19 protein-coding genes and 2 pseudogenes are annotated in these 22,093 nt (G+C 53.9%); 19 read left to right on the forward strand and 2 right to left on the reverse strand.

Annotated features, from left to right (window positions below):
• Window positions 1-80 precede the first annotated feature (80 nt).
• Window positions 81-1,742: a malate dehydrogenase (quinone) gene (gene mqo / locus G8S19_RS07330; protein ID WP_101741544.1), complete on the forward strand. Its 1,662-nt coding sequence runs from the start codon at window positions 81-83 to the stop codon at window positions 1,740-1,742.
• A 148-nt stretch (window positions 1,743-1,890) separates the two neighbouring features.
• On the opposite strand, the gene eco is transcribed toward mqo, so the two are convergent.
• Window positions 1,891-2,388 carry a serine protease inhibitor ecotin gene (gene eco, locus G8S19_RS07335; protein ID WP_048212557.1) on the reverse strand — a complete coding sequence of 166 codons (498 nt, stop codon included), beginning with the start codon at window positions 2,386-2,388 and terminating at the stop codon, window positions 1,891-1,893.
• Between the two features lie 413 nt (window positions 2,389-2,801).
• On the opposite strand from eco, the gene napF reads away from it, so the two are divergent.
• The 15 genes from napF (at window position 2,802) to G8S19_RS07410 (ending at window position 15,111) form a co-directional block, all read left to right on the forward strand.
• Window positions 2,802-3,293, forward strand: a complete 492-nt coding sequence (gene napF, locus G8S19_RS07340) for a ferredoxin-type protein NapF (protein WP_219351686.1) — start codon at window positions 2,802-2,804, stop codon at window positions 3,291-3,293.
• Window positions 3,283-3,546, forward strand: a complete 264-nt coding sequence (gene napD / locus G8S19_RS07345; RefSeq protein WP_048211123.1) for a chaperone NapD — start codon at window positions 3,283-3,285, stop codon at window positions 3,544-3,546. Before napF ends, napD begins: the two co-directional genes overlap by 11 nt.
• A complete protein-coding gene (gene napA / locus G8S19_RS07350; protein WP_048211124.1) occupies window positions 3,543-6,029 on the forward strand; it encodes a nitrate reductase catalytic subunit NapA in 2,487 nt (828 codons plus the stop codon). Before napD ends, napA begins: the two co-directional genes overlap by 4 nt.
• A 6-nt stretch (window positions 6,030-6,035) precedes the next feature.
• Window positions 6,036-6,731: a ferredoxin-type protein NapG gene (napG, locus tag G8S19_RS07355; protein WP_048211125.1), complete on the forward strand. Its 696-nt coding sequence runs from the start codon at window positions 6,036-6,038 to the stop codon at window positions 6,729-6,731.
• Window positions 6,718-7,569, forward strand: coding sequence for a quinol dehydrogenase ferredoxin subunit NapH (gene napH, locus G8S19_RS07360; RefSeq protein WP_048211126.1), 852 nt, complete (start codon window positions 6,718-6,720; stop codon window positions 7,567-7,569). The genes napG and napH overlap by 14 nt, the downstream gene beginning before the upstream one ends.
• Before the next feature lie 132 nt (window positions 7,570-7,701).
• Window positions 7,702-8,151, forward strand: a complete 450-nt coding sequence (gene napB / locus G8S19_RS07365) for a nitrate reductase cytochrome c-type subunit (RefSeq protein WP_048212558.1) — start codon at window positions 7,702-7,704, stop codon at window positions 8,149-8,151.
• A 9-nt stretch (window positions 8,152-8,160) separates the two neighbouring features.
• A complete protein-coding gene (gene napC, locus G8S19_RS07370) occupies window positions 8,161-8,763 on the forward strand; it encodes a cytochrome c-type protein NapC (protein WP_005129332.1) in 603 nt (200 codons plus the stop codon).
• Window positions 8,764-8,776: 13 nt separating this feature from the next.
• Window positions 8,777-9,394, forward strand: a complete 618-nt coding sequence (gene ccmA / locus G8S19_RS07375; protein WP_101741546.1) for a cytochrome c biogenesis heme-transporting ATPase CcmA — start codon at window positions 8,777-8,779, stop codon at window positions 9,392-9,394.
• On the forward strand, window positions 9,391-10,050 hold the full coding sequence (ccmB, locus tag G8S19_RS07380) for a heme exporter protein CcmB (RefSeq protein ID WP_005129323.1): 660 nt from the start codon (window positions 9,391-9,393) through the stop codon (window positions 10,048-10,050). Before ccmA ends, ccmB begins: the two co-directional genes overlap by 4 nt.
• 86 nt (window positions 10,051-10,136) lie before the next feature.
• Window positions 10,137-10,874, forward strand: coding sequence for a heme ABC transporter permease (locus G8S19_RS07385; RefSeq protein ID WP_061068190.1), 738 nt, complete (start codon window positions 10,137-10,139; stop codon window positions 10,872-10,874).
• Window positions 10,871-11,083 carry a heme exporter protein CcmD gene (ccmD, locus tag G8S19_RS07390; protein WP_005129320.1) on the forward strand — a complete coding sequence of 71 codons (213 nt, stop codon included), beginning with the start codon at window positions 10,871-10,873 and terminating at the stop codon, window positions 11,081-11,083. Before G8S19_RS07385 ends, ccmD begins: the two co-directional genes overlap by 4 nt.
• Window positions 11,080-11,559: a cytochrome c maturation protein CcmE gene (ccmE, locus tag G8S19_RS07395; protein ID WP_005129319.1), complete on the forward strand. Its 480-nt coding sequence runs from the start codon at window positions 11,080-11,082 to the stop codon at window positions 11,557-11,559. Before ccmD ends, ccmE begins: the two co-directional genes overlap by 4 nt.
• A complete protein-coding gene (locus G8S19_RS07400) occupies window positions 11,556-13,511 on the forward strand; it encodes a heme lyase CcmF/NrfE family subunit (RefSeq protein ID WP_253686396.1) in 1,956 nt (651 codons plus the stop codon). Before ccmE ends, G8S19_RS07400 begins: the two co-directional genes overlap by 4 nt.
• Complete coding sequence (dsbE, locus tag G8S19_RS07405; protein WP_121584831.1) at window positions 13,508-14,065, forward strand: thiol:disulfide interchange protein DsbE; 558 nt, start codon at window positions 13,508-13,510, stop codon at window positions 14,063-14,065. The genes G8S19_RS07400 and dsbE overlap by 4 nt, the downstream gene beginning before the upstream one ends.
• Complete coding sequence (locus G8S19_RS07410) at window positions 14,062-15,111, forward strand: cytochrome c-type biogenesis protein CcmH (RefSeq protein ID WP_061068187.1); 1,050 nt, start codon at window positions 14,062-14,064, stop codon at window positions 15,109-15,111. The genes dsbE and G8S19_RS07410 overlap by 4 nt, the downstream gene beginning before the upstream one ends.
• Before the next feature lie 101 nt (window positions 15,112-15,212).
• On the opposite strand, the gene narP is transcribed toward G8S19_RS07410, so the two are convergent.
• Complete coding sequence (narP, locus tag G8S19_RS07415) at window positions 15,213-15,860, reverse strand: nitrate/nitrite response regulator protein NarP (RefSeq protein WP_124021785.1); 648 nt, start codon at window positions 15,858-15,860, stop codon at window positions 15,213-15,215.
• Between the two features lie 593 nt (window positions 15,861-16,453).
• Here narP and G8S19_RS07420 point away from each other — a divergent pair.
• From G8S19_RS07420 to G8S19_RS07430, 3 genes and pseudogenes are all read left to right on the forward strand, one after another.
• A pseudogene (locus G8S19_RS07420) lies at window positions 16,454-17,971 on the forward strand (ShlB/FhaC/HecB family hemolysin secretion/activation protein); the annotation flags it as partial.
• A gap of 11 nt (window positions 17,972-17,982) precedes the next feature.
• Window positions 17,983-21,618, forward strand: a pseudogene (locus tag G8S19_RS07425) (hemagglutinin repeat-containing protein); the annotation flags it as partial.
• Complete coding sequence (locus G8S19_RS07430) at window positions 21,615-21,833, forward strand: hypothetical protein (RefSeq protein WP_253686398.1); 219 nt, start codon at window positions 21,615-21,617, stop codon at window positions 21,831-21,833. The pseudogene G8S19_RS07425 and the gene G8S19_RS07430, both read left to right, overlap by 4 nt.
• Window positions 21,834-22,093 lie beyond the last annotated feature (260 nt).

Raw genomic sequence — 22,093 nt, forward strand, 5'->3', positions numbered from 1 at the left:
TTAAGTGTTACCGTTGTTACCGCTCGATTTTCACCTGCATAAAAAGCAAAAAGCGATACTAAAAGTAAGGCATTAACATTATGAAAAAAGTGACTGCCATGCTCTTCACCATGGCTGTAGGGCTGAATGTTGTCTCGATGGCAGCAAAAGCGAAAGCGGCGGAAGAGCAGGAAACGGATGTACTGTTGATTGGCGGCGGCATCATGAGCGCCACACTGGGAACCTATTTACAGGAGCTGGAGCCGCAATGGTCAATGACCATGGTAGAGCGACTGGATGGCGTTGCTCAGGAGAGTTCAAACGGCTGGAACAACGCCGGAACAGGCCACTCCGCACTGATGGAACTGAACTACACGCCCAAAAAGGCTGACGGTAGCATCAGTATTGAAAAGGCAGTCGAAATTAACGAAGCCTTCCAGATTTCCCGCCAGTTCTGGGCGTATCAGGTCAACAACGGCGTGATGCATGAACCCCGCTCGTTTATCACCACTGTTCCCCATATGAGCTTTGTCTGGGGCGACGAGAACGTGAATTTCCTGCGTGCCCGTTACACGGCACTCCAGCAAAGCACCCTGTTCCGCGGTATGCGCTACTCTGAAGATCACGCGCAGATTAAAGAATGGGCGCCTTTGGTTATGGAAGGTCGCGATCCGAAACAGAAAGTTGCGGCAACGCGTACCGAGATCGGTACTGACGTGAACTACGGTGAAATTACGCGCCAGCTGATTGCATCGTTGCAGAAAAAACCTAATTTTGCGCTGCAACTGAGCACCGAAGTTCGCGGCTTTAAGCGTAACGCGGATAATAGCTGGACCGTCACGGTTGCTGATCTGAAAAACAATGAAGCGGAACACGCTATTAAGGCGAAGTTTGTCTTTATCGGTGCCGGTGGCGCTGCCCTGAAGCTGTTGCAGGAAACCGACATTCCGGAAGCGAAAGGCTATGCCGGATTCCCGGTTGGCGGGCAGTTCCTGGTGGCGGAAAACCCTGATGTGGTCAATCGTCATCTGGCGAAAGTGTATGGTCAGGCCTCCGTTGGTGCGCCGCCGATGTCCGTACCGCACATCGATACCCGTATTCTGGATGGTAAACGCGTAGTGCTGTTTGGGCCGTTCGCAACCTTCTCCACTAAGTTCCTGAAAAACGGTTCATTGTGGGATCTGCTCAGTTCTACCACCACGTCGAACTTTATGCCGATGGTCAACGTGGGTCTGGATAACTTCGATCTGGTCAAATATCTGGTGAGCCAGGTGATGCTCAGCGACGACGACCGTTTTGCTGCGCTGCAAGAGTACTATCCGCAGGCGAAAAAAGAAGACTGGCGTTTATGGCAGGCGGGCCAGCGTGTGCAGATTATCAAAAGTGATGCGGAGAAAGGCGGCGTTCTGCGTCTGGGAACCGAAGTGGTCAGCGATAAAGAAGGCACCATTGCTGCGCTGCTGGGTGCATCACCGGGGGCATCAACCGCGGCACCGATCATGCTGCATCTGATGGAAAAAGTGTTTAAAGATAAAGTTGCCAGCCCGGAATGGCAGGCGAAGCTGAAAACGATTATTCCGTCTTATGGCACGAAGCTGAACGGCAACGTTGAGGCTACGGAGCAAGAGCTGCAATACACCAGCGAAGTACTGGGTCTGAAGTACGATAAACCGCAGGTTGCTGATGAAGCGCCGAAACCACAGCTAAAACCTCAGGCGCAACCGCAGCCTGAGCAGAAAGCCGTGGCGGATATCGCGCTGTAAAAAAAGGCCGGATGGCGCTGCGCTTATCCGGCCTACTTCTACTTCATGCGTCTGTATGCCGGATGGCGCTGCGCTTATCCGGCCTACTTCTACTTCATGCGTCTGTATGCCGGATAAGGCGGTACGCCGCCATCCGGCACATTCTCACTTATCGCACGACGGCGTCCTGAATTTTATCTTCTGCTTTCCAGATGCGGTATTTCACCTCCACGTTTTCCGGGGTGTAAACCACAATCGGTAATTTGCTGTTGTAACGCAGCATACCGTCTTCACCCAGATACGCGGTGATGAATTTCTTCTCTTTCTTGCCGTCCGGGCAGGCCATCATGGTTGAAACCGGAGACGTAACTTTGTCGAATACATAGTAGTCATAACCCCAACCTTCCAGCGTTTTGCTGTCCAGTTCTCCGCCAAGGCGATGTTTGTTGCAATCAACTTCCAGCGTTTGTCCGATCAGCAGTTCTACTTTCAGAGTAGATTCATCTTTCTCAGGAGTAAGCTGAATAACCTGACGCTTCATTCCCTTGTCCGCTTTAGGATAAGGGGCGACTTTTTCCAGCGGCTGAGCGCTGGCATCGGTGGTTGTCGCCCACACAGAGGTGCTGGCGAAGGCGGCAAGGAGTACGGCAGGGACAATTGTCTTCATCTTATTGTTCACAGTGTTTCCTTTCTTCTGTCTTATGAACGTATCAAGGGCAGGTTAGCATATTCATATCGTCTATTAATCTAAATTTACTTATATTTTAAGTGCATTAATTAAAGGTTTATAATTTGAGTAGCGATAAACACCAGGAATTATCTTAATTGTGAGATTATTCTCTGCTTCATGTTTTCGTTATATAATTGATTATATAACTCATTGAAATGTGAGCAAAAGCGCACTTTTTCCCGCCAACTCAACACTCTTTTGATCCGGCAACAGCATTTACCCCAATTGGGGTATGCACCTCAAACACATCCTGAAATATCTTACGGCTAAAAATAACTACTCATAAATAGTGCGTTTTTTATTGTCGTTCAACCCGCCGAGGGAGAGCGTCATTATGGAAGGACAATGTCATGGTTGATTTATCCCGTCGAGGCATGTTGACAGGCAGTTGGCGTAAAGCCAGCAATGGGATCCGTCCGCCGTGGAGCAAGGAAGACTCTCACTTTCTGGCCCATTGCCTCCGTTGTGACGCCTGCATCCAGGCGTGCGAAACCGACATCCTGCAGCGAGGCCAGGGCGGTTATCCAGACGTAAATTTCAAACACGGCGAATGCAGCTTTTGTTACGCCTGCGCAGAGGCCTGTCCCGAATCACTTTTTCTTCCGCGCCACACCAGGGCATGGGATCTGAATTTTTCGATCGGTGACAACTGTCTCGCGCATCAGTCCGTTGAATGCCATCGCTGTCAGGATAGCTGTGAACCCATGGCCATAACCTTTCGTCCCACGCTGTCCGGTATTTATCAGCCACAGCTCGACAATCAGGCATGTAACGGATGCGGCGCGTGTGTCGCTATCTGTCCGGTATCAGCCATTAATGCGGAGCACAACCATGGACACTAACTGGCAGGTCTGCAGCCTGGTCGTTCAGGCCAAAAGTCAGCACATCAGTGATATCGCTACGCAGTTACGTTCGTTTCCGGGTTGCGAAGTTGCTCTCAGCGATGTGGAAAGCGGTCAACTGATTGTGGTGGTGGAAGCAGAGCACAGTGAAACGCTAATGAAAACAATTGAGTCAGTGCGCAACGTTGCGGGCGTGCTGGCGGTGTCGCTGGTTTATCACCAGCAGGATGAGCAAGGTGAGGAAACACCATGAAACTCAGTCGTCGTAGCTTTATGAAAGCTAACGCCGTTGCGGCCGCTGCGGCGGCTGCCGGGTTAAGCGTGCCGGGCGTAGCCCGTGCGGTAGTCGGTCAGCAAGAAGCGATCAAATGGGATAAAGCCCCGTGCCGTTTTTGCGGTACCGGTTGTGGCGTATTGGTAGGCACTCAACAAGGGCGTGTTGTGGCATGTCAGGGTGACCCGGATGCGCCGGTTAACCGTGGGCTCAACTGCATCAAAGGTTACTTCCTGCCGAAAATCATGTACGGAAAAGACCGTTTAACGCAGCCGATGCTGCGCATGAAAGACGGCAAATATCACAAAGAAGGCGAATTCACCCCGATTAGCTGGGACCAGGCCTTTGATGTGATGGAAGAGAAATTTAAAACCTCTCTGAAAGAGAAAGGGCCAGACGCTATTGGTATGTTTGGCTCCGGTCAGTGGACCATCTGGGAAGGCTACGCTGCCGCAAAACTGTTCAAAGCCGGTTTCCGTTCGAACAACATCGATCCGAACGCGCGTCACTGCATGGCGTCAGCCGTTGTGGGCTTTATGCGTACCTTTGGTATGGATGAGCCGATGGGCTGTTATGACGATATCGAGCATGCGGATGCTTTCGTCCTGTGGGGCGCAAATATGGCGGAAATGCACCCGATCCTGTGGTCGCGCATCACCAACCGTCGTCTGTCCGATCCTAACGTCAACGTCGCCGTTCTCTCTACCTTCCAGCATCGTAGCTTTGAGCTGGCGGATAACGGCATCGTCTTTACGCCGCAAAGCGACCTGGTGATCCTCAACTACATCGCAAACTATATCATTCAAAACAATGCGATAAACCAGGACTTCTTTAGCAAGCACGTTAACCTGCGTAAAGGGGCGACGGATATCGGCTACGGTCTGCGTCCAACCCATCCGCTGGAAAAAGCGGCGAAAAACCCGGGTTCCGATGCCTCGGAACCGATCAGTTTTGAAGAGTACAAAGCGTTTGTTGCGGAGTATACGCTGGATAAAACTGCAGAAATGACCGGCGTGCCAAAAGATCAGCTGGAACAGCTGGCGCAGTTGTATGCCGATCCTAAGAAGAAAGTCATCTCCTACTGGACGATGGGCTTTAACCAGCATACCCGTGGTGTATGGGCTAACAACCTTGTCTATAACCTGCACCTGCTGACCGGTAAAATTTCTCAGCCAGGCTGCGGCCCATTCTCGCTGACGGGTCAGCCTTCCGCTTGTGGTACCGCGCGTGAAGTCGGGACCTTCTCTCACCGTCTGCCTGCGGATATGGTGGTGACGAACGAGAAACACCGCGATATCTGTGAAAAACACTGGAATATTCCGGCGGGGACCATTCCGGCGAAAATCGGTCTGCATGCTGTGGCGCAGGACCGCGCACTGAAAGATGGCAAGCTCAATGTCTACTGGGTGATGTGTAACAACAACATGCAGGCTGGGCCGAACATCAACGAAGAGCGTATGCCTGGCTGGCGCGATCCGCGCAACTTTATCATCGTTTCCGATCCGTACCCGACGGTCAGTGCTCTGGCTGCCGACCTGATCCTGCCAACAGCGATGTGGGTAGAGAAAGAAGGGGCTTACGGTAACGCCGAGCGCCGTACTCAGTTCTGGCGCCAGCAGATTAAAGCACCGGGTGAAGCGAAATCTGACCTGTGGCAGATGGTGCAGTTTGCCCGCCGATTCAAAACGGAAGACGTCTGGCCGGAGGAACTGCTGGCGAAGAAACCCGAGCTACGCGGTAAGACGTTGTATGACGTGCTGTTCGCCACGCCAGCAGTAACGAAATTCCCGGTCAGCGAACTGGCTGAAGATCAACTGAACGATGAATCTCGCGAACTCGGTTTCTACCTGCAAAAAGGTCTGTTCGAAGAGTACGCCTGGTTTGGTCGCGGACACGGACACGATCTTGCACCGTTCGATGATTACCACAAGGCGCGCGGGTTACGCTGGCCAGTGGTCGATGGTAAGGAGACTCAGTGGCGCTACAGCGAAGGCAACGATCCGTACGTGAAGGCTGGAGAAAGCTACAAGTTCTACGGCAAACCGGATGGGAAAGCCGTTATCTTCGCGCTGCCATTTGAACCGGCGGCTGAAGCACCGGATAAAGAATACGATCTGTGGCTCTCCACCGGTCGCGTACTGGAGCACTGGCATACCGGCAGCATGACGCGCCGCGTGCCGGAACTGCACCGTGCGTTCCCGGAGGCGGTACTGTTTATCCATCCGCTGGATGCAAAAGCGCGCGATCTTCGTCGTGGCGACAAGGTCAAAGTGGTATCCCGTCGTGGTGAAGTGATTTCGATTGTTGAAACACGCGGCCGCAACCGTCCGCCTCAGGGGCTGGTGTACATGCCGTTCTTCGACGCCGCACAGCTGGTGAACAACCTGACGCTGGATGCGACGGATCCGCTCTCTAAAGAGACGGATTTCAAGAAGTGCGCTGTGAAACTGGCGAAGGTGTAACGCGTTATGTCCCGGTCAGCAAAACCCCAAAATGGCCGCCGCCGCTTCCTGCGCGATATGGTTCGCGCAGCGGGCGGGCTGGCTGTCGTTGGCGTGGCGCTGGGGTTGCAACAGCAAACCGCACGCGCAACCGGCGTGCGGCTGCGCCCGCCTGGGGCTCTGAGTGAAGACGCATTTGCCAGCGCCTGTGTGCGCTGTGGCCAGTGCGTCCAGGCCTGCCCGTATGACACGCTGAAACTGGCAACGCTGGCCTCCGGGCTGGCGGCCGGAACACCCTATTTTGTCGCTCGCGACATCCCCTGCGAAATGTGTGAGGACATTCCGTGCGCCAAAGTCTGCCCCAGCGGCGCGTTGGACAGGGAAATTGCATCCATTGACGATTCGCGTATGGGACTGGCGGTTCTGCTGGATCACGAAAACTGCCTCAACTATCAGGGGCTACGCTGCGACGTTTGCTATCGCGAGTGCCCGAAAATCGATGAGGCTATCACCCTGGAGCTGGACCGCAACATGCGTACTGGTAAGCATGCGCGGTTTATTCCGACCGTGCACAGCGATGCCTGTACTGGCTGTGGGAAATGCGAAAAAGTCTGCGTACTGGAGCAGCCGGCAATAAAAGTGCTGCCGCTGTCGCTGGCGAAAGGGGAGTTAGGACACCATTACCGCTTCGGTTGGCTGGAGGGGAACAATGGCAAATCGTAAACGTGATGCGGGGCGTGAAGCACAAGCGAAAAAAGGGTGGTGGAAGAGCCATCGCTGGCTGGTGTTGCGTCGCCTGAGCCAGTTCCTGGTTCTGGCGATGTTCCTCAGCGGTCCGTGGCTTGGCGTGTGGATCCTGCATGGTAATTACAGTAGCAGCCTGTTGCTGGATACCATTCCGTTGACCGACCCACTCATTACCCTGCAAAGCCTGGCCAGCGGGCACCTGCCAGCAACAGTCGCGTTAACAGGGGCCGCCATTATTACGGTTCTGTATGCCCTTGCAGGTAAGCGACTGTTTTGCAGTTGGGTCTGCCCGATGAATCCGGTGACTGATTTGGCGAGCTGGCTGCGCAGAAGGTTTGACCTGAATCAGTCTGCGACCCTGCCGCGCCATATACGGTACGTCCTGCTGGTGGTTATCCTGGTCGGTTCTGCCCTGACAGGAACGCTGCTGTGGGAGTGGATAAACCCGGTTTCTTTGCTGGGACGTAGCCTGGTCATGGGCTTTGGCAGCGGTGCGCTGCTTATTCTCGCGCTGTTTTTATTTGATTTACTGGTCGTTGAGCATGGCTGGTGCGGACATCTCTGCCCCCTGGGTGCGCTGTATGGCGCATTGGGCAGTAAAGGTGCAATAACCGTATCAGCAAAAGAACGTAAGAGATGTAACCGCTGTATGGATTGTTTTCATGTTTGCCCGGAACCGCATGTGCTACGTGCGCCGGTGCTGGATGAGCAAAGCCCGGTGCAGGTGACCAGTCGTGATTGCATGGCCTGCGGTCGCTGTGTGGATGTCTGTTCTGAGGATGTTTTTACAATAACGATACACAAAATCATTTGAGATGCATCGCGGCGGCAAGCGAGAAATTCCCCAGGAGCATAGTAACTATGTGACTGGGGTTTCGGAGCGCAGCCAACAAAGAGGCAGCTTAAAGGATGAAGTGTAAATGCGATGGAGTTCGGGAGCGAAACAATGAAAAGCCATGACCTGATTAAAGCGCTGAGTCAATGGACAGCCGCGCTGGCCCTGGTAGTCAGTGGGGCCGTTTGGGCTGCAAACGGAGTGGATCTGAGCCAGTCACCGGAGGTCTCAGGGACACAGGAAGGGGCGATTCGCATGCCGAAAGAGCAGGAGCGTATGCCGCTGAATTATGTGAATCAGCCACCGATGGTTCCGCACAGTGTTGACGGTTACCAGGTGACGACCAATACCAACCGTTGCCTGCAGTGTCACGGTGTTGAAAGCTACCGCACCACCGGTGCACCGCGCATCAGCCCGACGCACTTTATGGACAGCAACGGCAAGGTATTGGCTGAAGTCGCCCCGCGTCGTTACTTCTGTCTGCAGTGTCATGTCCCGCAGGCTGACGCCGCGCCGATTGTTGAAAATACCTTCACCCCCTCGAAAGGTTACGGGAAATAAGAGGTCATTATGGAAAATTCTAACCGTAAACCAGGCTGGATTAAGCGCGTCTGGCAATGGTGGCGTCGCCCCAGCCGTCTGGCGCTCGGCACGCTGTTGTTAATCGGCTTTGTGGGCGGCATTATTTTCTGGGGCGGCTTTAATACCGGTATGGAAAAGGCCAATACTGAAGAGTTCTGCATTAGCTGTCACGAAATGCGCAACACGGTATACCAGGAATACATGGAAACCGTACACTACAACAACCGCAGCGGTGTGCGCGCGACTTGCCCTGATTGCCACGTCCCTCATGAGTGGGGGCCGAAAATGATCCGCAAAATCAAGGCCAGCAAGGAGCTGTACGCGAAAGCTCTGGGGTTAATAGATACACCGCAAAAATTTGAAGACCACCGTTTATCGATGGCGCAAAATGAATGGCGGCGTATGAAAGACAATAATTCGCAAGAGTGTCGGAACTGTCACAACTTCGAGTTTATGGATTTAACCGCCCAGAAAGGCGTAGCGGCTAAAATGCATGATCAGGCCGTGAAAGAAGGGCAAACCTGTATTGACTGCCATAAAGGGATAGCGCACAAACTGCCTGATATGCGCGAAGTCAAACCGGGCTTTTAACAGGATGTAAATAATCAGGATGCTTGAGGCCAGAGAACTGCTCTGCGAGCGAGATGACAGAATACTGTTTAGCGATCTGTCATTTCGCGTCAATGCAGGGGAATGGGTACAAATTACCGGGAGCAATGGCGCAGGGAAAACCACCCTGCTGCGGTTGCTTACCGGGCTGGCTCGTCCTGACGCCGGAGAGGTTTGCTGGCAAGGGAAATCGCTGCACCAGGTGCGGGACAGCTACCATCAGGAACTACTGTGGATCGGACATCAGCCGGGGATAAAAACCCGGCTTTCGGCGTTGGAGAATCTGCGATTTTTCCATCACGATGGCGACTGTCTGGCGGCACTGGCGCAGGCAGGGCTTGCCGGATATGAAGATATTCCTGTTAATCAACTCTCCGCCGGACAACAGCGGCGCGTGGCACTGGCTCGCCTCTGGCTGACCCGCGCCAGGCTGTGGATCCTCGATGAACCCTTTACCGCTATTGATGTGCACGGCGTTAAGCGACTGACTCAGCGCATGGCACAGCATACAGAGCAGGGTGGTATTGTGATCCTTACAACGCACCAGCCTCTGGGTGTTGAGACCGATAAAGTTCGACGTATTGCGCTGACCAGCGAGAGGGCCGCGCAATGATGTGGCAAATCTTCCGTTTAGAACTGCGGGTTGCGTTCCGTCATAGTGCAGAGATCGCCAATCCGTTATGGTTTTTCCTGATCGTTATCACGTTGTTCCCTCTGAGCATTGGGCCGGAGCCACAGCTGCTGGCGCGCATCGCACCGGGCATTATCTGGGTTGCCGCATTGCTGGCCTCATTACTGGCGCTGGAACGTTTATTCCGGGATGACTTACAGGATGGCAGCCTCGAACAATTGATGCTGCTGCCATTGCCGCTACCGGCCGTGGTGCTGGCGAAGGTGATGGCGCACTGGGTTGTAACCGGTTTGCCGCTGCTGATCCTCTCGCCGCTGGTGGCATTGCTGCTGGGAATGGATATGTACGGTTGGCAAATTATGGCGCTGACGTTGCTGCTTGGAACGCCGACGCTGGGTTTTCTCGGCGCACCGGGCGTGGGATTGACGGTGGGGTTAAAACGCGGTGGCGTGCTGTTGAGCGTGCTGGTACTCCCGCTAACCATTCCATTGTTGATTTTTGCGACCGCTGCGATGGACGCCGCCTCGATGCACTTACCCGTTGAAGGGTACATGGCGATTCTTGGCGCGTTGCTGGTAGGAAGCGCCACGTTAAGTCCCTTTGCGACGGCGGCGGCGTTACGTATCAGCGTGCAATAGCGCAGATATGACTTGTGCCGGACAAGGCGAAGCCGCCCTCCGGTAAAACGGAAATTTACTAATTTATTGAGTCTGGTGACTGAACTATGTGGAAAACACTTCATCAACTGGCGATGCCCCCACGTCTCTATCAGGTCTGTGGCTGGTTTATTCCATGGCTGGCGATTGCCAGCGCAGTGGTACTGGTAACAGGATGGGTTTGGGGATTTGGCTTCGCGCCAGCGGATTATCAGCAGGGGCAGAGCTATCGCATTATCTATCTGCACGTCCCGGCGGCAATCTGGTCGATGGGCATTTACGCATCAATGGCGGTTGCCGCATTTATCGGCCTGGTCTGGCAGATGAAAATGGCCAATCTGGCGCTGGCGGCGATGGCGCCAGTTGGCGCAGTGTTTACCTTTATTGCACTGGTGACAGGTTCCGCATGGGGCAAACCGATGTGGGGGACCTGGTGGGTCTGGGATGCCCGACTCACCTCTGAACTGGTGCTGCTGTTTCTCTACGTTGGCGCCATTGCGCTGTGGCATGCCTTTGACGACCGCCGTCTGGCAGGTCGTGCCGCCGGTATTCTGGTGCTGATTGGTGTCGTGAACTTACCGATTATTCACTACTCGGTTGAGTGGTGGAACACGCTGCATCAGGGGTCGACCCGCATGCAGCAAAGTATTGATCCGGCGATGCGTACGCCACTGCGCCTGGCGATCGTCGGCTATCTGCTCCTGTTTGTCACGCTGGCGCTGATGCGCATGCGTAATCTGATTTTATTGATGGAAAAACGCCGCCCGTGGGTGAGTGAACTGATCTTAAAAAGAGGCCGCCAATGACCCCTGCATTTGCATCATGGAGTGATTTTTTCGCGATGGGCGGTTACGCCTTATATGTCTGGCTGGCCGTGGCCATGAGTGTAATTCCGTTGCTGGTGCTGGTGCTGCATTCTGCACTACAGCATCGCGCAATCTTACGCGGTGTGGCGCAGCAGCGGGCGAGAGAAGCGCGTATGCGTGCAGCGCAAGTGCAACGGGAGGCGGCGTGAATATTCGACGTAAAAATCGGCTATGGATAGCCTGTGCGGTGCTGGCGGGCCTGGCTTTGACCATCACGCTGGTGCTCTATGCGCTGCGTTCCAATATCGATCTGTTCTATACGCCGGGAGAAATACTCTACGGCAAGCGCGAAACTCAGCAGATGCCGGAAGTCGGTCAACGCCTGCGCGTTGGCGGTATGGTTATGCCGGGCAGTGTGAAGCGCGACCCGCAGTCGCTGAAAGTTAACTTCAGCATCTATGACGCCGAAGGCGTGGTGGATGTGACCTATGAAGGTATCCTGCCGGATCTGTTCCGTGAAGGGCAGGGCGTCGTTGTTCAGGGAGAACTGGATCAGGGAAATCATGTGCAGGCCAAAGAGGTCCTTGCCAAGCATGATGAAAATTACACCCCGCCGGAAGTCGAAAAAGCGATGCAGGAAAACCATCGTCGTCCGGAAAGTGTTTATAAGGATAAAACGTCATGATGCCTGAAATTGGCAACGCGCTGTTGTGCCTTGCGCTTGGCGTTGCACTGTTGCTGTCGGTTTATCCGCTGTGGGGCGTTGCGCGTGGCGATGTCCGGATGATGGCCTCTGCGCGACCCTTTGCCTGGGTGTTGTTTATCTGTGTGATGGGTGCGTTTCTGGTGCTGGTAAACGCCTTCGTGGTTAATGACTTTACCGTGATCTATGTCGCCAGCAACTCCAATACCCAGCTTCCGGTCTGGTATCGGGTCGCCGCGACATGGGGCGCGCATGAAGGCTCTCTGCTGCTGTGGGTGCTGCTGATGAGCGGCTGGACGTTCGCTGTGGCGCTGTTCAGCCAGCGGATGCCGCTGGATATCGTCGCCCGCGTACTGGCGGTGATGGGCATGGTCAGCGTTGGCTTCCTGCTGTTTATCCTGTTTACTTCCAATCCGTTTGCCCGCACGTTGCCAGATTTTCCTATTGAAGGCCGCGACCTGAATCCGCTGTTGCAGGATCCTGGGCTTATTTTCCACCCACCATTGCTGTACATGGGCTATGTCGGTTTCTCCGTGGCGTTTGCCTTTGCGATTGCCGCACTGATGAGCGGGCGTCTGGATAGCACCTTTGCCCGTTTTTCGCGTCCGTGGACGCTGGCTGCATGGGTGTTTCTGACGCTGGGTATTGTGCTCGGGTCTGCGTGGGCCTATTACGAACTGGGCTGGGGCGGTTGGTGGTTCTGGGACCCGGTAGAGAACGCGTCGTTTATGCCGTGGCTGGTGGGGACTGCGCTGATGCACTCGCTGTCAGTGACCGAACAGCGCGCCAGCTTTAAAGCCTGGACGTTGCTGCTGTCAATCTGCGCCTTCTCGCTTTGCCTGTTAGGGACGTTCCTGGTGCGCTCTGGCGTGCTGGTGTCGGTGCATGCCTTCGCCTCCGATCCGTCACGCGGGATGTTTATTCTGGCCTTCATGGTGCTGGTTATCGGCGGCTCCCTGCTGCTGTTTGCTGTGCGCGGTCACAAGGTCCGCTCACGGGTTAATAACGCGCTGTGGTCGCGTGAATCGCTGTTGCTGGGTAATAACGTGCTGCTGATTGCTGCCATGCTGGTGGTGCTCCTGGGCACGCTGTTGCCATTGGTGCACAAACAGCTTGGACTGGGCAGTATTTCGATTGGCGAGCCGTTCTTCAACACCATGTTTACCTGGCTGATGGCGCCGTTTGCGCTGTTGCTGGGAATAGGGCCATTAGTGCGTTGGGGCCGTGACAGACCGCGCAAGCTGAAAACGCTACTGATTGTCGCGTTTGTCACCACGCTGGTACTGTCGCTGCTGCTGCCGTGGCTGTTTGAGGATCGCATCGCCGCTATGACGGTGGTGGGTCTGGCGATGGCATGCTGGATATTCGTGCTGGCGATGTCCGAGGCGTTCCTGCGTATTTCGCGCGGCACGAAGCTGACGCTGAGCTACTGGGGCATGGTTTCAGGTCACATAGGACTGGCTGTTACCATCGTCGGTATTGCCTTTAGCCAGAATTACAGTGTTGAACGCGATGTGCGCATGAAGGCAGGTGATAGCGTCAGTATCCATAACTATCAGTTCACGTTCCGCGAAGTGAAAGATATTACCGGACCTAACTACCGGGGCGGTGTCGCCATTATTGGCGTTACCCGAGATGGTAAACCAGAAGCCACGCTGCATGCGGAAAAACGCTTCTATAACAGCACCAGTTCGATGATGACCGAAGCGGCAATTGACGGCGGATTCACACGCGATCTGTACGCTGCGCTGGGTGAAGAACTGGATAACGGCGCATGGGCTGTGCGTCTGTACTACAAACCGTTTATTCGCTGGATTTGGGCCGGAGGATTGCTGATGGCGCTGGGTGGATTGTTCTGCCTGTTTGATCCACGCTATCGCCAGCGCACGCGTCCTCGCGCCGCGGTGCAAAAAAATGCGTCGGAGGCTGTATGAAGCGCAACGCACTGTTAATTCCGTTTATTATTTTTCTGATCATTGCGGCGGCGCTGCTGTGGCAGCTGGCGCGTAACGCTCAGGGGGACGATCCCACTAATCTGGAGTCGGCGCTGATCGGCAAACCCGTTCCGACATTCCGCCTGGAGTCGCTGGAAAATCCGGGTCAGCATTATCAGGCCGATGTGCTGACCCAGGGCAAACCGGTACTGCTGAACGTCTGGGCGACCTGGTGTCCGACCTGTCGCGCCGAACATCAGTACCTGAATCAGCTGTCTGCGCAGGGCGTACGGGTAGTGGGTCTGAACTATAAAGACGATCGTCAGAAAGCCATTGTCTGGCTGAAAGAGCTGGGCAATCCATATGCGCTGAGCCTGTTTGACGGCGACGGGATGCTTGGTCTGGATCTTGGCGTGTACGGCGCGCCGGAAACATTCCTGATCGACGGTAAAGGCATTATTCGCTATCGCCATGCCGGCGACTTAAACGCCAGGGTGTGGGAGAGTGAGATCAAACCATTGTGGGATAAATACAGTAAGGAGGCTACGCAATGAGGTTCTTTCTGGGCCTGCTGATGCTGGTTATCTCGGGATCGGCGCTGGCCACTATTGACGTGATGCAGTTCAAAGATGAGGCGCAGGAACAGCAGTTCCGTCAGCTCACTGAACAGTTACGCTGCCCAAAGTGCCAGAACAACAGCATTGCTGACTCTAACTCAATGATTGCCACCGATCTGCGTCAGAAGGTTTACGAACTGATGCAGGAAGGGAAAAGCCAGAAAGAAATTGTCGATTACATGGTGGCGCGCTACGGCAACTTCGTGACTTACGATCCGCCGTTGACGCCGCTGACCGTGCTGCTGTGGGTGATGCCGGTGGTCGCGATTGGTCTGGGCGGCTGGATTATTTTCGCCCGTACTCGCCGACGTGTCCGGGTGAAACAGGAAGCGTTTCCTGATGACGTTATCCCGGATGGCAAGCGCGGTGGGTTCGGGTTGTTTGTGCCCGGCATCGTGGTAGCGCTGGGGGTTGGTGCAGTGAGCTATTATGAAACCGGCAACTATAAGCAGGTTCAGGTCTGGCAGCAGGCGACTGCACAGGCCCCGGCGCTGCTGGAGCGGGCGTTAGATCCAAAGGCTGAACCGTTGAATGAAGAGGATATGGCGCGCCTGGCGCTGGGATTACGCACCCGGCTGCAAACCGATGCCGGAAACGTTGAAGGCTGGATTATGCTTGGTCGCATAGGCATGGTTCTCGGTAATGCCAGTACGGCGACTGAAGCGTATGCCAATGCGTACCGACTGGATCCTAAAAATAGCGATGCTGCGCTGGGCTATGCGGAAGCGTTGACCCGTTCTTCCGATCCAGACGATAACCGTCGGGGAGGGGAGCTGCTACGCCAGTTGGTACGCGGCGAACATGCCAACGTGCGGGTTCTCAGCATGTATGCGTTTAACGCTTTTGAACAGCAGCGCTTTGGCGAGGCGGTTGCGGCGTGGGAGATGATGCTGAAATTATTGCCCGCCAATGATACCCGTCGGGCGGTAATTGAGCGCAGCATCAAACAGGCGATGGAGCAGCTAACGCCGCAGGAGAAGTAAGAGTGGAAGATGCCGGATGGCGACGCAAAGCGTCTTTTCCGGCCTACTGATGCACGTGACTTGTAGGCCCGATAAGCGTAGCGCCATCGGGCAATATCTGATTACTGCATGCCGCGTGTTTGTAAAAACAGGATGGTGGCGGCAACGCGAGAGCGGACGTTAAGTTTTCGCAGCAGGTTGCGGATATGCACTTTCACCGTTTGCTCGGAAATATTCAGTACGGATGCAATCTGTTTGTTCGACAGCCCCTGAGCAAGTTCATGTAATACATCCAGTTCGCGTTCGGTGAGAATGCTGAATGGGTCTTCCTGAGCGCCAAACAGGTCGCGCTCGCGCAAATATTCGCTGACGCGGGTACTAAAGGCTTTACCACCTTTGGCACCACTGCGAATAGCCTCCAGCAGGACTTCAGGATCGCTGTCTTTGAGCAAATAGCCATCCGCGCCGGCATCAATTAAGGCATACACATCGCTGGCGGCATCCGATACGGTAAGAATAATAATTTGCGCGGTGACGCCGTCCCGACGCAGCGCATTCAGGGTATCCAGTCCGCTCATGCCTTTCATATTGAGATCCAGCAGGATCACATCAAGATCCAGACGGTTTGCCAGATCGATAGCGCTTGCGCCATCGCCGGCTTCGGCAACTACGTCAAATGCGCTATCCAGCTGCAGTAATTGACTGATTCCTCGCCGCATGAGTGGGTGGTCGTCAACAATCATCACCTTAAAAGGTGTTAATTCAGGCATCTTCTTCTCCTGAGCACTCTTAATTTCGTTATATTCCGGGGCATGGGATAATCCTGATTTATCACGTAGATGATAAGGCAACGTGACCTTACTTTTTACAGGTGCAAATAGTATATCCTGACTCAAAAAGCTCTCATTGGAATTTTTACAAAGAATACTCTTTATGATTTGAATCAAGGTGCTGGCGGTTTGCGAGACGAAAGTATTCTCGATTTGCTGTTTGACAACATTAATTAAATATCAACATTAATAAGTGGCAATAATAAGCAATGTTGATATTAAGGGTGCGAGCAGTTGGAAGAAAACTTCGCAGACGTCACCCATGCGGCACGACGTGCGCGACATACTCATCCCCGCGATCTTCCTGCAAATGGGCGACTAGCTATGGGATTGGGCCAATAGAGTAATTTAACTTAAGAATATAAAAAATCCTGAAATGCAATAGGAATAAAGTGAAAACGCATTTATTGCCTTTACTTTTGTTTGCATTTTGTGCTTTTTTGGCAAGAGTCGTACAGCCAGGTTCGGTTTCGTACTTTTTGGGGGGTAGGGTGAAGTTCAGGGATGAAAGAAAGTTGGCATTACTGATTGGGATGTTAGTTTTGCCGTTCACAACGGTTTCTGCCGCACTACTCTCTCCTGCGGATCGTAATACCATTCAGCAGCAACAACAGCAGCTACTTAATGAAAACCAGCGCCAGCGTGAAGAGCTGGAGCGTAGCGTTACGCTGCCCGAAGCCGTCACGCCGGAAACGCCAGCCCGGACTGAAGGACCATGTTTTATGATTTCGCGCATTGATATTGACGGCGCAACGAAGTTGTCCGTCGCTGCCTCGGCAAAGCTTACCGAGCCGTGGGTGAATCAATGCCTGGATATTCCTCGCCTGACGGAACTGACAAATGCAATTTCCGACTGGTATATCAGCCGAGGTTACATCACCAGTCGTGCCTTTTTAACCGAACAGGATCTCTCCTCTGGGGTGCTGCACATTGCGGTGCTTGAGGGAAAATTGCAGCAAATACGTCTGGAAGGTGTCCCATCGCGCACGCTGAAAATGATCTTTCCTGGGCTGGAAGGAAAGATTCTCAATCTGCGTGACATTGAACAGGGTATGGAGCAGTTGAACCGGGTTCGCCAGACGCCGGTGGAAATTGAAATTTTGCCGGGCAGCCAGCAGGGGTTATCAATAGTTAATCTGAGCGCCACGCCTGAATTCCCCGTTAACGGCTCCGTCAGTTTTGATAACAGCGGACAAAAGAGTACCGGAACCGGACAACTAAGCGGGGCATTATTTTTCAATAATATGCTTGGGCTGGCGGATAAATGGTTTATCAGCGGCGGGCGTAGCAGCGATTTTTCGAGCAGTAAAGATGCGCAGAACGTTGCTGCTGGTGTGAGTGTTCCTTACGGCTACGGATTGCTGGATTACAGCTACAGCTGGAGTAACTATCTCAGCACCATTAATAACAATGGCTATGCCTGGCGCTCCACTGGTGACAGTGAAACCCATCGTCTGACCGGCTCCTGGGTTTTGTTTCGCAACGGTGATATCAAAACCGCAGCATCGCTGGGTCTCACGCATCGAATCAACCGTAACAGATTGAACGATGTGCTGCTGGAAACCAGTAGCCGCAAGCTTTCCAGCGTTTCGCTGGGTATCAACCATACGCAAAAAATTGCGTCCGGCGTTGCGACGTTTAACCCCACATTCACCCAGGGCGTGCCGTGGTTTGGCGCAGAGGATGACAATGATAAACAGGGTGATGTGCCAAAGGCAGAATTTCGCAAATGGAGCGTCAGCGGCAGTTTTCAGCGCCCGCTGACAGAAAAACTGTGGTGGCTGAGCAGCCTCTATTTTCAATGGTCACCGGACCGCCTTTACGGCAGCGAACGCCTGACGCTGGGCGGTGAAACATCGGTACGCGGCTATAAAGAACAATACATTTCAGGAGATAACGGCGGCTACTGGCGCAACGAAGTGAATTACTCGCTTTTTACGCTGCCGGTGTTGGGACAGATTGGCGCGATAGCGGCATTCGACGGCGGCTGGCTGAAACAAGATAGCGTTGACAGGTATGCCTCTGGCACGTTGTGGGGGGCCGCACCGGGCTTTCCCGTACCACCGTCTCAGCGGGTGACAATCTGGTGTTAAAAGCGGGTCAGGATATTAATTCTCACGCGGCCGGGCTGGCAGCGGAAAATGATGTGGGTCTGCTGGCCGGGCGTGATGTCAACCTGCTGGCTGAAGCAACAACCGACGGCGACAGCTATCGTGCGAAGAAGAAAACCGTGGTCAATGACGCCGTACGCCAGCAGGGGACGGAAGTTGCCAGCGGCGGCGACACCGTCATTATCGCCGGGCGCGATGTGAGTGCGCAGGCAGCGGATGTTACGGCGCAGGGCGATATCGGCGTCACGGCAGGCCGGGATGTGAATCTCACGACCGCCACAGAGAGCGATTATCACTACCAGGAAACCACGAAAACCAAAAAAGGATTCCTCAGTAAAAAGACTACCCATACGATTGAAGAAGACAGTGCTACGCGGGAAAAAGGCGCGTTGCTGAGCGGGGACAATGTGACTGTCGCCGCCGGGAATAACATTCTGGTACAGGGCTCAGCCGTTGCCGGTGACGGCAATGTGGCGCTGGGGGCTGGCAACAATGTGGATATTGTTGCGGCCACCAATACGGATACCTCATGGCGCTTTAAAGAGACGAAAAAGAGCGGGCTGATGGGGTCGGGCGGGATCGGCTTCACCATCGGTAGCAGTAAAACGACGCACGATCTGCGCGAAAAAGGCACCACCCAAAGCGAGAGCTTCAGTACGGTCGGTTCTACGGGGGGCAACGTCAGTATCACCGCAGGCCAGCAGGCACATATCGGCGGCGCGGATATCATCGCCCAGAAAGATATTGCTGTTCGCGGCGATAGTGTACTTATTGAACCGGGACACGACAAACGCACCCGTGATGAGAAGTTTGAGCAGAAAACCAGCGGACTGACGGTGGCGTTGTCAGGGGCTGTGGGCAGTGCGGTGAACAGCGCGGTTTCAGCAGCGCAGGATGCGAAAGATGAGAGTGACGATCGTCTTGCGGCTCTGAAGGCAACGAAAGCGGCGCTTTCCGGCGTGCAGGCTGCGCAGGGGGTTGCAGTTGCTCAGGCTGGCGGCGATCCGAATAACGGTATAGGCGTCAGCATTTCTCTGACTTCCCAGAAATCAAAGTCTGAGCAGCATGCCCGGAGTGATACTGTGGCAGGCAGCACCCTGAATGCAGGCAACAATCTGGCTATTACGGCGACGGGTAAAGGTCAGAGCGGGAACAGCGGCGATATTCTGATCGGCGGCAGCCAGATAAAGGCGGGTGGGGACACCACGCTTGCAGCAGCGAATGATATCGTACTGAGCGGTGCGGCAAACACTCAACAGACAACCGGGAAAAATAGCAGCAGCGGCGGCGGTGTAGGGGTCAGCATTGGCGGAGGAACCAATGGCTATGGTATCAGCGTCTTCGCCAACGTGAATGCGGCAAAAGGACATGAGAAGGGTAACGGCACGGCGTGGACGGAGACCACGCTGGACAGCGGTGGCATTGTATCGATGACCAGTGGTCGCGATGCCCTTCTGAATGGCGCGCAGGTCAGCGGCGATAAAGTGGTCGCGGATATTGGTCGCGACCTGTGGATGAGCAGCCAGCAGGACAGCAACGACTACAAATCGAAGCAGAACAGCGTAGCGGCAGGCGGCAGTTTTACCTTCGGTAGCATGACCGGTTCGGGCTATATCAGCGCCAGCCAGGACAAGATGAAAAGTACTTATGACTCGGTTCAGGAGCAGACAGGGCTTTTTGCCGGCGATGGCGGATTTGATGTGACGGTGGGACGTCACACGCAACTGGATGGCGCGGTAATCGCTTCGACGGCAACGGGGGACAAAAACAGCCTGGATACCGGAACGCTGGGGTTCAGGGACATTCATAACGAAGCGGATTTTAAGGTCAGTCATTCAGGCGTCAGCCTGAGCGGCGGCGGTTCTTTGGGCGGCGACGCGTTCAAAGGCAATATGCCGGGTGGAATGATTTCAGCGGGTGGCAACAGCGGGCATGCGGAAGGAACTACGCAGGCGGCGGTAGCGGAAGGAACAATTACGGTTCGTGATACAGCGAACCAGCAGCAGGATGTATCCGGTCTGAGCCGTGATACGGAACATGCGAACGACAGCATCAGCCCGATTTTTGACAAAGAGAAAGAGCAGAAGCGGCTGCAGACGGTAAGTCTCATCGGTGATATTGGCGGTCAGGCAGCGGATATTGCCAGAACACAGGGAGAGATAAATGCGCTGAAAGAGGCGCGCAGGGACAATCCGAATCTGCCTGCGGATAAGCTGAAAGATACGCCGAAGTATAAGGAAGAACTGGCGAAGTATGGCACGGGCAGCGATATTCAGCGGGGGATTCAGGCGGCAACGGCGGCGCTTCAGGGGCTGGCTGGCGGTGATATGGGGGCCGCGCTGGCGGGGGCGTCGGCACCGGAGCTGGCGCATCTGCTTAAATCGACAGAGGGCAATACTGCGGTAAATGTCATTGCCCACGCGATATTGGGCGGCGCAGTGGCGGCGATGCAGGGCAACAGCGCGGCGGCGGGCGCAGCGGGTGCGGCAACGGGTGAACTTGCGGCCCGGGCGATTGCAGGTATGCTGTATCCTGATGTGACTGACCTGTCGCAACTGAGTGAGGATCAGAAGCAGACCATCAGCACGCTGGCAACGATATCAGCAGGGATGGCCGGTGGTCTGTCGGGCGATAGCACGGCGTCGGCGGCTGCCGGGGCGCAGGCCGGGAAAAATGCGATTGAGAATAACTATCTGAGCTACGACGAGGCTCATGCTTTTGACAGAGAAATGACTGCCTGTCGTAAAGCCGGTCGTGAATGCGGAGATATTCAGAACAAGTATGCTGTAATTAGTGCTGATAACCGGCTGAAATTGCATATTGATTTGGCTGCCGACCCTCTGACGGCGCTGTCCGGGGAAGATAAATGGAATATTGAGGGCGGACTTAGCGCGGCAGGTCGGCCTGGCTGGCTGTATGGTTCGCTGGAAAACCCGGATGTGAAGGACTACGTCATTGAGGGTAACCGCTACGACTTAAACTATCTGAATAGCAATACGTCACAGGGTGATAGAGCTCTGGCTTTCTTCGGTGAGCCAGAAAATTATTGGGGTACGGTTGCCGGAGCGGGTTCGTTGTTAACGTCATCAGCCACGCTGACGGAAAAATTTGTTAGTGCCGGGTTGAGTTACGGAGCAAATGGGGCTGTCCAGGTTGCAACCGGCAATACCGGTGAGAAGTTCGATTACCTCAGTTTCATGATGTCAGGCTTAACTGGTGTAGGTACAGCCAGGAAAGGATATTACGCTAACCAGTTGTTAGGGGCCGGTAGCGCTTACATGAGCAGTCAGATTGAAGGCCAGGACAGTACCGCATCAGTAGTGGGCAGTATGGCCGGTACAGGTTTTGGCTATAATATTGGTGCTTCAATTACTAATAAGTTTGAATCACAGTATATAAAAAATCAGCTAGGAATGAATGCCAGTAAGTATTCACTGAAATATTCGGAAAAATCTATCGGATACGGTATATATCAGGGCGGTCAAATGAGCCCATACCCTGGTATACTGGGTGGTTTTGGTGGTTCTGTAATCTCAGAATGGACTGGCAATGTGACGCAAAAAGAAGCTAATGGAGATAGTAAATGAAACATCCTCTATTAGAACTTATTAAGTTGGTGTTTATACTGGCAGTTACGTTCTCTATTGGAATGGTTGCTAGTACCTGGCTGATCAGTAAAGGAGATGTTCCCTTTTCGGAATATATCTTAGCTGGAAAAATTGGTGCAATTATTGGTGTGTGGGGAGGGGCAGGAGTTTGGCTACTGCTCTATTTACAAGTGCTAAAATATAATCGTAAGTAGTTGTTGTTGAGAATAATTTCCTTTGTGCAACATCTTCAGACAAACTTGATAAGGCCGTTGAGAAAATTAAGAACGGTGATAAGTCATTAGCAACTGCTAATGACTTATCAAGCTGGAGAATGCCGATAAACGTAGCGATGCACTGGTTCCTAAATTCACCAAAGATCCTTCACATATGCGCCGGGGTTTTTCCCCGATAATTCCCCATTGCTTCCCCATACAGAAAACAGGCATAAAAAAACCAACCGTAGAAGGTTGGT

The organism is Citrobacter sp. SX206 (genome assembly GCF_024181025.1).
In the GTDB taxonomy this organism is placed as follows: Bacteria; Pseudomonadota; Gammaproteobacteria; order Enterobacterales; family Enterobacteriaceae; genus Citrobacter; species Citrobacter youngae.